This is a genomic window from Citricoccus zhacaiensis (assembly GCF_014645315.1).
Classification (GTDB): Bacteria; Actinomycetota; Actinomycetes; order Actinomycetales; family Micrococcaceae; genus Citricoccus; species Citricoccus zhacaiensis.
The window spans coordinates 329,045-342,096 of sequence record NZ_BMLQ01000003.1 but is presented as its reverse complement, the minus strand read 5'-3'; the positions used below and the strand labels follow the sequence as shown (position 1 = coordinate 342,096).

Annotated in this window: 11 protein-coding genes; 5 read left to right on the top strand and 6 right to left on the bottom strand. The window is 71.2% G+C overall.

Annotated elements, in window-relative coordinates:
- The first annotated feature begins 4 nt into the window (after window positions 1–4).
- The 3 genes from IEX49_RS07115 (at window position 5) to IEX49_RS07105 (ending at window position 2,940) form a co-directional block, all read left to right on the top strand.
- On the top strand, window positions 5–1,207 hold the full coding sequence (locus tag IEX49_RS07115) for an NADH:flavin oxidoreductase/NADH oxidase (protein WP_188805466.1): 1,203 nt from the start codon (window positions 5–7) through the stop codon (window positions 1,205–1,207).
- A gap of 266 nt (window positions 1,208–1,473) precedes the next feature.
- Window positions 1,474–2,013, top strand: a complete 540-nt coding sequence (locus IEX49_RS07110) for an NUDIX hydrolase family protein (protein ID WP_188805465.1) — start codon at window positions 1,474–1,476, stop codon at window positions 2,011–2,013.
- Between the two features lie 3 nt (window positions 2,014–2,016).
- Window positions 2,017–2,940, top strand: a complete 924-nt coding sequence (locus IEX49_RS07105) for a DUF6707 family protein (protein ID WP_188805464.1) — start codon at window positions 2,017–2,019, stop codon at window positions 2,938–2,940.
- 4 nt (window positions 2,941–2,944) lie between these two features.
- Here IEX49_RS07105 and IEX49_RS07100 read toward each other — a convergent pair whose 3' ends face one another.
- Entirely contained in the window at window positions 2,945–4,075 is a 1,131-nt protein-coding gene (locus tag IEX49_RS07100) for an FUSC family protein (RefSeq protein WP_308421926.1), read from the bottom strand.
- 88 nt (window positions 4,076–4,163) lie between these two features.
- Here IEX49_RS07100 and IEX49_RS07095 point away from each other — a divergent pair, with 88 nt between their 5' ends.
- Complete coding sequence (locus IEX49_RS07095) at window positions 4,164–5,507, top strand: tRNA guanosine(34) transglycosylase Tgt (RefSeq protein WP_188805463.1); 1,344 nt, start codon at window positions 4,164–4,166, stop codon at window positions 5,505–5,507.
- Window positions 5,508–5,520: 13 nt separating this feature from the next.
- On the opposite strand, the gene IEX49_RS07090 is transcribed toward IEX49_RS07095, so the two are convergent.
- A complete protein-coding gene (locus tag IEX49_RS07090) occupies window positions 5,521–7,158 on the bottom strand; it encodes an AMP-binding protein (RefSeq protein WP_188805462.1) in 1,638 nt (545 codons plus the stop codon).
- Between the two features lie 91 nt (window positions 7,159–7,249).
- Window positions 7,250–8,149, bottom strand: coding sequence for an SRPBCC family protein (locus IEX49_RS07085; protein ID WP_188805461.1), 900 nt, complete (start codon window positions 8,147–8,149; stop codon window positions 7,250–7,252).
- 71 nt (window positions 8,150–8,220) lie between these two features.
- Between IEX49_RS07085 and IEX49_RS07080 the strand changes: the two genes are divergently transcribed.
- Window positions 8,221–9,303, top strand: a complete 1,083-nt coding sequence (locus IEX49_RS07080) for an aldo/keto reductase (RefSeq protein ID WP_188805460.1) — start codon at window positions 8,221–8,223, stop codon at window positions 9,301–9,303.
- A 5-nt stretch (window positions 9,304–9,308) separates the two neighbouring features.
- Here the strand turns inward: IEX49_RS07080 and IEX49_RS07075 are convergent, their stop codons facing one another.
- The 3 genes from IEX49_RS07075 to IEX49_RS07065 are packed head-to-tail and all read right to left on the bottom strand — an operon-like array spanning window position 9,309 to window position 13,050.
- On the bottom strand, window positions 9,309–11,117 hold the full coding sequence (locus IEX49_RS07075; RefSeq protein ID WP_188805459.1) for a dipeptide ABC transporter ATP-binding protein: 1,809 nt from the start codon (window positions 11,115–11,117) through the stop codon (window positions 9,309–9,311).
- Window positions 11,117–12,028, bottom strand: a complete 912-nt coding sequence (locus tag IEX49_RS07070; RefSeq protein WP_188805458.1) for an ABC transporter permease — start codon at window positions 12,026–12,028, stop codon at window positions 11,117–11,119. The genes IEX49_RS07075 and IEX49_RS07070 overlap by 1 nt, the downstream gene beginning before the upstream one ends.
- Complete coding sequence (locus IEX49_RS07065; RefSeq protein WP_188805457.1) at window positions 12,025–13,050, bottom strand: ABC transporter permease; 1,026 nt, start codon at window positions 13,048–13,050, stop codon at window positions 12,025–12,027. The genes IEX49_RS07070 and IEX49_RS07065 overlap by 4 nt, the downstream gene beginning before the upstream one ends.
- Between the last annotated feature and the right edge of the window lie 2 nt (window positions 13,051–13,052).

The following is a 13,052-nucleotide window of genomic DNA, read 5'->3' as shown; positions in this document are numbered from 1 at the left end:
TGACATGAGTCTTCTCTTCGATCCCGTGACCGTGTCCGGCCTCACCCTGCGCAACCGGCTGATCCTGCCTCCCATGTGCCAGTACAACGTCACCGCCAAGGACGGCGTCCCCGGGCCCTGGCATCTGGCGCACCTGGGTGCCCGCGCCACCGGTGGTTTCGGGATGGTGGTGGCCGAGGCCTCCTCGGTGCTCCCCGAGGGACGCATCTCGGACCAGGACACCGGGCTCTGGAACGACGTCCAACGGGATGCTTGGGCGCCGATCGTCGACTTCATCCGCTCCCAGGGCGCCGTCCCGGCCATCCAGCTGGCCCATGCCGGCTCCAAGGCCTCCACCTGGCCGGCCCACCCGGGCTACCCGGATGAGGGCATCCCGCTGGACGAGGGCGGCTGGGAGACCGTCTCTCCCTCCGGTGTCCCGGCCGTCTCCGCCGTCGGCCCCACCCGGGAGCTGAGCGGTGCCGAGATCGAGCAGGTCATCGAGGCCTTCGCCGCGTCCGCCCGCCGCGCGGACGAGGCCGGGTTCGCCGCCGTGCAGATCCACGGGGCCCACGGTTACCTCATCCACCAGTTCCTGTCCCCCGTCACCAACCGCCGGACCGATGAGTGGGGCGGCTCCTTCGAGAACCGCACCCGCCTGGCCCGCCGGATCGTGGAGGCGGTCCGTGAGGTATGGCCGGCGGAGAAGATCCTCGGCATCCGGCTCTCCGGCTCCGACTGGCTCGAGGACAGTTGGGGCGAGCAGGACACGGTCCGCCTCGTCCGCGAACTCACAGGCCTGGGCCTGGACTGGGTGGATGTCTCCTCCGGCGGCATCGGGGACGTCTACCAGGGCCCCAAGGGCCCCGCCTATCAGGTTCCCCTGGCCGACGCCGTCCTCGCCGGCACCGCCGACCTCACCCTGGATGCGGGGCAGGGCATGCAGCTGTCCGACGACGGCGCCTCCCGCCGCCTGTTCGTCTCGGCCGTCGGGGCGATCACCGATCCCGAGCTCGCCGACTCCGTGCTCGCCGAGGGCCGGGCGGATGCCGTCGACATCGGCCGGGCCGCCCTGGTCCACCCCAATTGGCCCGTGGAGGCCGCCCAGTCACTCGGCGACGAGCGGTGGCGGCAGCTGCTGGCCCCGGCCTATCACCGCGGTTCCTGGGGCCGGCTGTCCACGCCGGTACGCCAACGGGAAACCGCGGCCGCAGGCGTGGCGGGCTGATCTGACCCACACGGATGGTGCCGGCTGTCTTCCGCCGGCGCTATTCCCGGGGTCCGGGACTCTCGGGCCCCGGGCTGGCGATGCGATCGCCATTGCAGCCAGCGCTCCCGGTAGGCCGCGGCGAAGGCGAGCATGAACGCCATGGCCACCAAGGCGAAGAACAAGAACACGATGACACCGACCGCTCCGCTGGACATGTCCCCAGTCTGCCCCCTCCACGGACCGTCGGCGTGACCGGTGCACCGGACTCGGGTAGAACTGAGGGCATGAGCGTTCGCACCCCCGACCCGAATCCCGGGTGGCTGTCGGAAGAGGAACTGTACGAGGCCCGCCGCCGCCTGCCCATGGTCTACGTGGAGGCCCTGCCGGTTCGCCTGGACCCCCTCGGATACGTGTCGGAGATCGGGCTGCTGTACCGGGCCGACGGTGACGGCCACCTGCGCCGCACCCTGGTCTCCGGCCGGGTGCAGTACCGGGAGACCGTGCGTGCCGCCCTCATGCGCCACCTGGAGAAGGACCTCGGCCCGCTCGCCCTGCCGCAGCTGCCGCCGTCCATCACCCCGTTCACGGTGGCCGAATACTTCCCGAGCCCCTCGGAGACCGGACTGACGGACGACCGCCAGCACGCGGTGGCCCTGGCCTACCTGGTCCCCGTGACGGGTGAGTGCCAGCCCCGCGGCGATGCCCTCGAGCTGTCCTGGCTGACCCCGGAGGAGGCGGTCAGCGAGGCGGTCCAGTCCGAGTTCATCGGTGGCCGCGGGAACCTGGTGCGCCAGGCGCTCGCCCACGTGGGCTGGGGGCGCTGAGCCATGACCGCCCCGAACCCCCAGAACACCGGAACGCACGACGCCGCAGGAGACTACCTGCGCTCCGTCAAGGCCCAGCAGGTCGGGCCGGGCGACCGGTTCCTGACCCGGCAGGGTGAGCCGTCGACCCCCGTGGCCCAGGTCCGCACGACCCGCGACGATTTCGGCACCCCGGCCCTCGTGGTCGCCACCCTGTCCGACGGCCGCGAGGTGCGGATCGCCTACGGCTCCACGATCCGCGTGCGCACGCACCGGCCGGCGCCGGCCCTGGACGTCAGCACGGACCTCTCCCCCGTGGAGGAGGGCAGCCCGGAGGCCACGGTCGTGGAGGTCGCCCAGCTGCACCCGGACAACCAGCACGTGCTGGCCGTGGCCTCGAAGCTGTCCCGGGGCATCAACCTGCGCTCGGGTGCTCAGCTCGAGGACATCGACACGCTGGCCCGGCACCTGTTCATCGACCTGGACGACTCGGACGGCGCCCTGCGGCTGACGACCCTGCTGACCCAGTTGCCCTATGACGGGGCCATGGGGCGGTGGAAGTCCATCGAGTCCTCCCTGGCCCTGGCCGCCAACATCCACTTCCACCGCGGCGAGGAGGCGGAGGGCCGGGCCGCCGGTGCCCGCCTGGCCGAGCCGGACCAGGACGAAGAGGATCCGATCCGCGCCCAGCGGGCTGCCGAGATCCGCCAACGGCAGATGAACGAGCCGAACCTCTACGACCGCGAGGTGCTGCGCGCCGAGGCCAACGGTGATCCGATCGGCGAACGCGGATGGCGCGAGTCCCGGCTGGCCACGCTGATGTACTTGCGAGCCCGCGGCGGCTCGGAGACGTTCACGGAAGAGGAGCTGGACCGGCGCGTGCGCCGCGAGGTCGCGGCGTTGCGCGCCCTGGCGGATCGGATCGCGGACACCGCCCCGGGCGACTGACCGGTCACCCGATGCGGGACGGGTGCGCGGAGTGGAGCACCCACTTGCGCCAGGCCCAGGGCGTCAAGACGCAGGCCATGCCCACGAGGGCGCCGATCACGGTCTCGACGAAGCGGTCGTAGATCAGCCCGGTGGTGTCCACGGCGGCGGTGGAGGCGCTCATGGCCAGAACGGTGGAGAGCAGGGCCAGTGGCGTGACGGCGATCTGCGCCAGGATGTACTGGCGGGCGATGTAGAGCTCGGCGGTGCACTGCAGCAGGGCGATGATCAGCACGATGGCCCACAGCGGCGGGTGGATCCACAGGACCCCGGCGAGGACCAGCAGGCCCAGGAAAGTACCCAGGATGCGCTGCAGGCCGCGGTTCACGCGGTAGCGCGTGGAGTGGCCGACGAGCGGGACCACGGCGGCGACCATGGCCCAGTAGTTGTGATCGATGCCCAGCACCGGCCCCAGCGCCGTCGCCAGCGAGCCGGCCACCCCGGCGGCCACCACGTACCAGGCCGCCTCGGACCAGACCAGCCGGTGCCGCCCGGTGATCGGCTGGCCGGCGGGCCGTTCGATGCGGTGCCGGTTCCGGGGCAGTACCCGGGAGGAGATCCCGACCAGCAGCGCGAACGCGATGGTCAGCACCGCCGTCAGCATCGCCTCGCCCAGGGGCGGCTGGAACGGCACGGAGGACACCGCCGCGAAAGCGAAGATGTGGAACAGGGACCCGGACGGGCGCAGGTTCCAGTAGGCGGCCACCACAGCACAGGCTCCGGCCACGAGAGTGGTCAGCCCCACCAGGGCCCAGGGTTGCTCAGACCCGGACAGGCCGTTGCGCCCGGCCAGGGTGGCCAGCAGCAGCACCACGGCCATGAGGGCGCCGGCCCGGGCCTGCATCTGCAATCGGGCGCCGTGCGCCAGGTTCCGCCCGTAGATCCCGGTGAAGGCGCCGAAGGAGGCGAAGACCGCCAGGTCGATCCGATCGATCAGCAGCAGTGTCAGCAGCGGGACCAGCACCGTGATCCCGCAGCGGACCGCCACCTCGTGGTCCCGGTCGGCCGGTGCCATGGTGAAGAACGAGGGGATCGGGTTGATGTCCGCGAGCCGGGGCCTCGTCCGGCCCCCGGCCTCGTCCGTGCTGTCCGCCACCGTCCCCCTCATTCTCCTGTGGTCATGCTTCTCTCCCCTGATACATACCATTGATGGCAGACCCCCGACCGAAGGAACCCCGCCCACCGTGACCCATCAGACGTCCCCCCGTAACCCAGCGCACGCCGCGGCCACTCCGCGGGACTTCTCCTTCGCCGTCGGCTCCCGCCTGACGGGACCGGACGGGCAGCCGCGTCCGGGCCGCACCGGGACCATCACCACCCCGCACGGCACCATCCAGACGCCGGCGTTCATCCCGGTGGCCACGCAGGCCAGCGTGAAGGCCGTGCTGCCCGAGGCCATGGCGGAGCTCGGCGCGCAGGCCCTGCTGGCCAACGCGTATCACCTGTACCTGCAGCCGGGAGCGGACTTGCTGGACGAGGCCGGCGGCCTGGGACAGTTCATGAACTGGCACGGGCCGACGTTCACCGATTCCGGCGGTTTCCAGGTGATGAGCCTGGGCTCGGGGTTCAAGAAGGTCATCGACATGGCCGGTCCGAAGGCTCCCTCCGGCCAGGGCGCGGACGACGCGGTGGCGCCCGGCAAGGAGCGACTGGCCAACGTGGACGAGGACGGGGTCTGGTTCAAGTCCCACCTCAACGGGGACCGGCACCGTTTCACCCCGGAGGTCTCCGTGGGTATCCAGCACCAGCTCGGCGCGGACATCATGTTCGCCTTCGACGAGCTCACCACCCTGCACAACTCCCGCGGCTACCAGGAGGAAGCCCTCGAGCGGACCCGCCGCTGGGCCCAGCGCTGCCTCGTCGAACACGCCCGCCTCACCGGCGAGCGCGCGGCCAAGCCCTACCAGGCCCTGTTCGGGGTCATCCAGGGGGCGCAGTACGAGGACCTGCGGCGCAAGGCGTGCGGTGACCTGGCCGCCATGCGCACCGGATTCCCCGGCGGCGGCCACGGTGACAGTGACAGTCAGTCTCTTGAACACGGCTTCGACGGCTACGGGATCGGCGGGGCACTGGAGAAGGAGAACCTGGGCACGATCGTCGGCTGGTGCGCCGAGGAGCTGCCGGAGGACAAGCCCCGGCACCTGCTGGGCATCTCCGAACCGGACGACCTGTTCACCGCCGTGGAGAACGGAGCGGACACCTTCGACTGCGTCTCCCCCACCCGCGTGGCCCGCACCGGCGCCTTCTACACCTCCGGCGGCCGCTTCAACCTGCCCGGGGCCAAATACAAGCGCGACTTCTCCCCGCTGGAGGAGGGCTGCGACTGCTACACCTGCGCCCACTACACGCGGGCGTACATCCACCACCTCATCAAAGCCAAGGAGATGGTGGCGCACACGCTGATCTCCGTCCACAACGAGCGCTTCACCGTGCGCCTGGTGGACCGGATCCGCGTCTCCATCCAGGACGGCACGTTCTGGGACCTGAAGGACGAGGTGCTCGGCCGCTACTACGCGCCGAAGGCCTGACCGGTTATCTGGGTCAGCTGGACTGGCTGGACTCGAGTGTCCGCAGGGTGTTCTTGCGGATCTTGCCGGTGGCCGTCCGGGGCAATTCGTCCACGAACTCCACCCGGTCCGGCACCTTGAACCCGGCCAGGGACTCCTTGCAGGTGGCCCGGAGGTCCTCCGAGGCGACCTCGGCGCCGGCCTCCAGGACCACGAAGGCCACCGGCCGCTCACCCCACTTGGCGTCCTGGAGGCCCACCACGGCCACGTCTGCGACCTGCGGATGGGCGTGCAGCACGGACTCCACCTCGATCGAGGAGATGTTCTCCCCGCCGGAGATGATGATGTCCTTGAGCCGGTCCATCAGCTGGAGGTAGCCGTCCGGGTGCATCACGCCGAGATCCCCGGTGTGGTACCAGCCCCCGCGGAAGGCCTCCGCCGTGGCCTCGGGGTTCTTGAAGTACTCCTTCATCACCCCGTTGCCGCGCAGGGCCACCTCTCCCATGGTCTCGCCATCCGCGGGCAGGACGTTCAGCTCCGGGTCCAGGATGGCCACCTGGGCGGCATGGACCATCGGCACGCCCTGGCGGGCCATCAACCGGGCGCGCTCGGCAGCCGGCAGGCTGGACCATGACTCCTGTGGTTCACAGATGGTGAAGGGGCCGTAGCTCTCCGTGAGCCCGTAGACGTGGACCGGAGTGATGTTCAGGGACTCCAGCGCCTCGATCACGGACGGTGGCGGGGCAGCACCGGCAGTCGTCATCCGCACCTCGCGTTCCAGGCCGTGGGACCGCTCGGACTCGACGATCATGGCGCAGACGATCGGCGCCCCGCTGAGATGGGTGATGCCCTCTTCCTCGAAGGCATCCCAGATGGGGTCCTGGCGCACGGCGCGCAGACAGACGTGGGTGCCGCCGGCCGCCGTGACCGCCCACGGCATGCACCAGCCGTTGCAGTGGAACATCGGCAGGGTCCACAGGAATCGCGTGGTGCCCGTGTACCCGTTGTGGAAGACCTCGCCCTGCGCCGCCAGGTACGCCCCACGGTGGGTGTACAGCACGCCCTTGGGCGGTCCCGTGGTCCCGGAGGTGTAGTTGAGCGTGATGGGCGCTTCCTCGTCCTCCACCCGCCAGGGCAGGTCCTCGCCGCCCGGCGCACGGTCCAGGAACACGTCATAGGTCAGGACGCCCGCCCCGGTGGGAGCGGCATGGCCGGCCTCGGAGTCCACGATCTCGACCACTAGCGGGTCCCTCGGCAGGCCGGAGGCGACCTCCCGCACCTGGGCCGCCACCTCCGCATCCGCGAAGACCACCGCGGCTTCGGAGTGCTCCAGGATGTAGCCGACCTCCCGTGGCGTGAGCCGCGGATTGAGGGCACTGAGGACACCGCCCGCCAGGGGCACGGCGAAGTGTGCCACCAGCATCTGCGGGATGTTGGGGGCGATGAACGTGACGGTCTGGCCCGGCGAGATGGCGGCCTTCAGGGCCTTCGCCAGCTGCTGCACCTCCCCGGCGAACTCACGGTAGGTGGATCGGCGGCGTCCGTAGACCACGGCCTCGCGCTCGGGGAAGACCGCCGCGGTCCGGCCCAGGAAGCCCAGCGGGGAGAGCGGTTCGTACTGCGCCGCCAGCGCGGCTGCGGGTGGGGCGGTGGTGGCATTCGTGGTGGACATCCATGACTCCTCTACGCGGGTGACGCAGACCACTATGGGGCGGGACTGAGTCGCACGTCAAATGGAACCGAATCCCAGCGACGGAGAGAGATCACGCCAGGAGCACATCGAGGACGCCGGCCCAGTCGCGCTCGACGGTCCGGGCCGCCTCGGCGGCCCCTGGGTCCGCACCGGCCGGGACGTGCAGGTAGCCACGCACCACGGACATCCTGGTCTCGCCGTACTGTATGGTGCCGAACTCGTAGACGCCCGGTGTGGTCCCGCCGGTCCCGTCGGTCACGCGCAGCACCACCGAGTCCTGCTGGGTCGGCCCCGTGCCGCCCGGGCCGCTGCTCGCTTCGATCACCGTGCCGGTCACCGCGAGGTGCCGCCCATCGGTCTCGGCGCGGGCGGTGGCCTGCTGCCCGACGACGGCCCCCTCCAATCCCAGCAGCACCGTCAGCCGATGCCCCGCCGGGACCTCGCGCATCACCAAGGCCTGGGCGGTCTCCCGCCCGGCGAAGTGGGCGTGGTACTCGGCGAGCAGCCGCAGCGCGGACCGCCAGCCGGGCAGTGTGCCCCCGATGTCCTCGCCCCAGGTGTCCGCCTCGGTGGCCACGCCGCTGGTGAGCCGGACGAGGGTGGCCGGCGGGCCGTCGTCGGGCACAGGTTCCAGGGTGATCTCGGTGGTCCAGTCGGGGACCGGGGCGCCCTCGCCCATCCAGTCGGGTTCCACGTACGCATAGCGGTGGGGCGGATCCCAGGCGGTGATGGTGCCCTCGGAGTCGCCGAAGTCGCCATGGTGGGTCACCAGGGCGCCGCCAACGCGGGGCTCCAGCTCCGCCTCCACGAACCAGCGGCGGTAGCCGGGGCCGGTGGCAACCGAATCCCAGACCTCCTCGGCGGTTCCGGGGACGGCCACCTCCACGATGGCCCAGCAGCCCGGACCGTCCCGCTCGAACCGGGCAGAGGGTTCGCCGATGACGGCCGGATGGCCCTGTGTTTCGCTCATGTCCCCAGCCTGCCATCCGGGGCGTACAGTGCTCCACGGTAGAGGACCGACCAACGTCTTGGAGGAACTGCATGAACACCGGTGAGATCAGCCCCGTGCCCACGCCCGAACACCACGCTCCCTACGTGGCGGCGGCGGACCGCTATGAGTCCACCGGCTACCGCCGGGTCGGCGCCACGGGCCTCGCGCTGCCGCCGATCAGCCTGGGACTGTGGTGGAACTTCGGGGACAACCGTCCCTTCTCCACCCAGCGGGAGATCCTGACCCACGCCTTCGACCGCGGCATCACCCACTTCGACCTGGCCAACAACTACGGGCCGCCCGCCGGATCCGCCGAGGAGAACTTCGGCCGGGTCCTGGCCAAAGACCTGGGCCGCTACCGGGACGAGCTGATCATCTCCTCGAAGGCGGGCTGGAACATGTGGCCGGGGCCGTACGGCAACCTGGGCTCCCGCAAGTACATCCTGGCCGCCGCGAATGCCTCCCTGCAGCGGATGGGCCTGGACTATGTGGACCTGTTCTACTCCCACCGCGCGGATGCGGACACGCCCCTGGAGGAGACCATCGGTGCCCTGCACACCCTGGTCACCCAGGGCAAGGCGCTCTACGTGGGCCTGTCCTCCTACTCGCCCGAGCGCACGGTCGAGGCCCAGCGCATCGCCCGGGAGCTGGGCACCCCGCTGGTCATCCACCAGCCGGCCTACTCCCTGCTGAACCGCTGGGTGGAGGACGGCCTCCTGCAGACCCTGCAGGAACAGGGCATGGGGTCCATCGCCTTCACGCCGCTGGCCCAGGGCCTGCTGACGGACAAGTACCTGCACGACGACGGCGCCGTCCCCTCCGGCGGCCGCACCTCCCTCAGTGGTCACCTGACGGAGGAGAACCTCGCGACGGCACGGGCGCTGAACGAGCTGGCCGGCGAGCGCGGGCAGTCCCTGGCCCAGCTGGCGATCTCGTGGCTGCTGCGGCCAGGCGGCGTGACCTCGGTGCTGCTGGGCGCCTCCTCGACGGGCCAGCTGGACGAGAACCTGGGCGCCCTGGCCAACACGGCGTTCACGGACGAGGAGCTGGCGTGCATCGATGCGATCACCGGCAAGCAGCCCGGTGAGGTGTCCACCATCGACATCTGGAACGTCTCCGCCCGGATCGACTGAGCGCCTCAGCGGACCGTGGTCGAGAGCGCCTGCAGGGAGCCCAGCAGTGCCTGGGTGTAGTGGTGTTCCGGCTGTTCGAACACGCGGTCGGCGTCTCCGTGCTCCACGGCCACCCCGTCCTTCATGACCAGGATCTCGTCGCTCATATGGTGGATCACCCCGAGGTCGTGGGAGATGAACAGGTAGGTGGTCCCGAGGGTCTCCTGGAGTTCGGTGAGCAGGTCCAGCACCTGGGCCTGCACCGAGACGTCCAGGGCGGAGACGGCCTCGTCCAGCACCACGACCTTCGGCTCCGGGGCCAGGGCGCGGGCGATCGAGAGCCGCTGCCGTTGGCCCCCGGAGAGCCGCAGCGGGTGCTTGGCCAGGTGCTCCGGGGTGAGGCCGACCAGGCGGGCCAGCTGCGCCGCCCGCTCGGACTGCTCCTGCCGGTGGGCCCGCCGCGCCCGGGACGAGGCGAACACCCCGGGGGCCGTGCCGGCGTCGAGCGCGTCGGTGAGGATCCTCTCGCCGCTCCACCGCGGGTCGAAGGAGCTCAGCGGGTCCTGATAGACCACGGTCACCTCGCGGCGGCGGGACCTCCGCCCGGCCAGGGACAGCTCGCTCCAGGGTGCACCGTCCAGCAGGACGGTGCCCGCGTCCGGGGCGATGAAGCCCAGGGCCATGGACGCCGTGGTGGATTTGCCGGAGCCGGACTCCCCCACGATGCCGAGGGTCCGCCCGGCGTGCACGTCGAAGGACACGTCCCGCACCACGGTGCGGTCCCGGCCGTCCGGCCCCCGGTAGGACTTGGTCAGTCCGCGCGCGGACAGCACCGCGGGCACCTGGCTCGCCTCGTCCTTCGGCTCTGCCGGGTTCCCGACGCCGGCCGGGGCCGTGCGCTGTGAGGTGCCGGCCGTCGTCGCGCGCGCTGCGGCCCGAGCCCGGCCCTCCTCGGTGAGGTACTCACCCTTGGTGTGCCCGGAGGGCACGGCGTCCAGCAGCTGGCGGGTGTAGGGGTGCTGCGGGTTCTCCAGCACCTCGGCCGCGGTCCCGGACTCCACGATCCAGCCACCCTGCATCACCAGCACGCGGTCGGCCAGCCGTCCCACCACGGAGAAGTCATGGCTGATCAGCAGGATCGCGGTGCCGTCCGCCTTGCGCTGGGCCAGCAGGTCCAGGACCTGGGCCTGGACGGTGACGTCGAGGGCGGTGGTCGGTTCGTCGGCCACCACCAGGGACGGGTGGTTGGCGATGGCCGAGGCGATCAGGGCGCGCTGGCGCAGGCCGCCGGAGAGCTGGTCCGGGCGCTGGCCTGCCACCAGGTGCGGCTCGGGGACGCCGACCTCCGCGAGCAGCTGTTCCACCCGGGCCGCCCGCTCCGCGCGGTCCCGCACGCCGTGCAGGCGCAGCGATTCACCGATCTCCGCTCCCACGGTACGCAGTGGGTCCAGGGAGACGAGGGCGTCCTGCAGGATGAAGCCGATGTCCTTGCCGCGGATGGACCGCCAGTCCGTGTCCCGCAGCGTCTGGATGTCCCGGCCCAGGGCGGTGGCCGTGTCCGCCCGCACGTGGGAGTTGGGTCCGGTCAGGCCGATGAGGGTCCGGGCGGTCACGGACTTCCCGGAGCCCGACTCGCCGATGATCGCCACGCACTCGCCGGCGTGGATCTGCACGGAGACGTCATGCACCACGTGGCTGCGGCGGCCGTGGGCGTCCGAGAACCAGACGTTGAGGTTCTCCACCTCGACCAGGGGGCGGGACGCTGCTCCGGCGGCGCCGCCCTCAGGGGCCGGGTCCGTCAGGAGGGGCGTGGCGGTGTCGGTCAGGGTGGTCATCAGCGTTCTCCTTCTAGGGTGGACTCCACGAACTTGCCGAGGACGGTGGCGGTCAGGGCGGTGGCCAGCACGGCCAGGCCAGGGATGATCTCCAGCCACCAGGCCTCGATGATGTAGGGGCGGCCGGCTTCCAGGAGGGCACCCCACTCGGGTGAGGGCGGGGCCACCCCGAAGCCGAGGAACGCCAGGCCGGAGGCCCAGACGATGGACTGACCGATGCCGAGGGTCAGGACCGCCAGCAGGGGCCGCAGGGCGTTCGGCAGGATGTGCTGCGCCAGGACCCGTCCGGGGTGGTGCCCCAGGGCCTGCGCCGCCTGGACGTAGCCGGACCGCCGGACGCTCATCACCTGGGCGCGGACCATCCGGGCATAGCCGGGGGCGATCCCCAGCCCGACCGCGAGGATCAGGGTCTGCACCGAGGGCCCGTAGACCGCGATGAACACCATGGCCAGCAGCAGGATGGGGAAGGCGAAGAGGACCTCGATCGCCCGGCCGATGACGGCGTCCGCCCAGCGTCCGCCCAGTGCTGCCCAGGACCCGAAGACCACGGCGAGTCCCACGCCCACGGCCGCGGAACCGAGCCCGATCAGCAGGGATTGAGTGGTGCCGTGCACGATCCTCGAGTACAGGTCCCGGCCCGACTGGTCGGTACCGAACCAGTGCTCCCAGCTGGGCGCGGCCAGCGGGCTGCCCAAGGTGATGGCGCGCGGATCATGGGTGGCCAGGACGCCCGGGGCGAAGGCGGCGAGGAGCAGCAGCCCCGCGAACACCCCGGCGATCCACACGGTGACCGGGACCCGTCGCCAGGTGGCGGACTGCACCGGCCCGGCCGGGTGAGGCGCGGCGGGCACCCCACCGGTGGTGCCGGCGTCGGCTGGTATTCGAGGCTGGCTCTGGGGCTGGGCGGTCATGCTGCCTCCTTCAGTCGGGGATCCACGAGGATGTAGGCGGTGTCCACGATCAGGTTGGTGATCACATAGACGAGGGCCACGAGCATGACCACGCCGCAGACCACGGGCAGGTCACGGCCGTTGACTGCGGTGACCAGGACCCGTCCGAGGCCGGGCCGGGCGAACACGTTCTCGGCGATCACGGCGGCGGAGAACTGGGCTCCCACCGCCCAGCCGGTCAGGCTGAGACCGGGCAACAGCGAGTGGCGCAGCACGTGGCGCAGCCGCACGCCGCCGTCGGACATGCCGCGGGCCCGGGCGGTGAGGACGAACGGTTCATCCATGGTCCGCTCGAACTCGGCGCGCATCACCTGGGCGAGGAAGCCGGCCAGCGGGATGCCGAGGGTCAGCGCCGGCAGCACCAGGCCGGCCGTGCCGCTGCCCGAGACCACGGGGAAGAGCCCCAGCCACAGGGAGAACACCACGAGCAGGATGATGCCCAGCCAGTACTGCGGCAGGGCGGCCGCCGCGGACTCGAGGCCGGAGAAGATCCGGGACACCCAGGGCGCGCGGCGGGCCGTGAGCAGCAGGAGCACGATCGCCAGGGCCCAGGCCACGGCGAGGGCGGTGAACGTCAGGACCAGGGTGGGGACGATCTGGTCCCCGATCACGGTGGTGACCGGCTGGTACAGGGTGTAGGAGATGCCCAGGTCCCCGCGCAGCAGGCCACCCAGGAAGGTGACGTACTGGACGAGCAGCGGATCGTCGAAGCCGAACTGCTCGTTGATCGGCGCCAGTTCCTCGGCGGAGCGCTCCTGCACCTGCCCGGTCTGCTGGTTCAGCAGGAGCGTGGCGCGGTCCCCAGGCAGCAGGGACTGGATGAGGAAGGTGATCGAGGCCGCGGCCCAGATGACGAACAGCGCGCCGAGGACCTTCTTCCCGATGAGCGCGGCGGTCGAGGTGACCGGGCGCCCGCGCCGGACGGGCTCCGGGCTTGAGGGCTGGGCGGGTGCCGTGGTGAGGGTTTCGGTGGTGACGGACATGG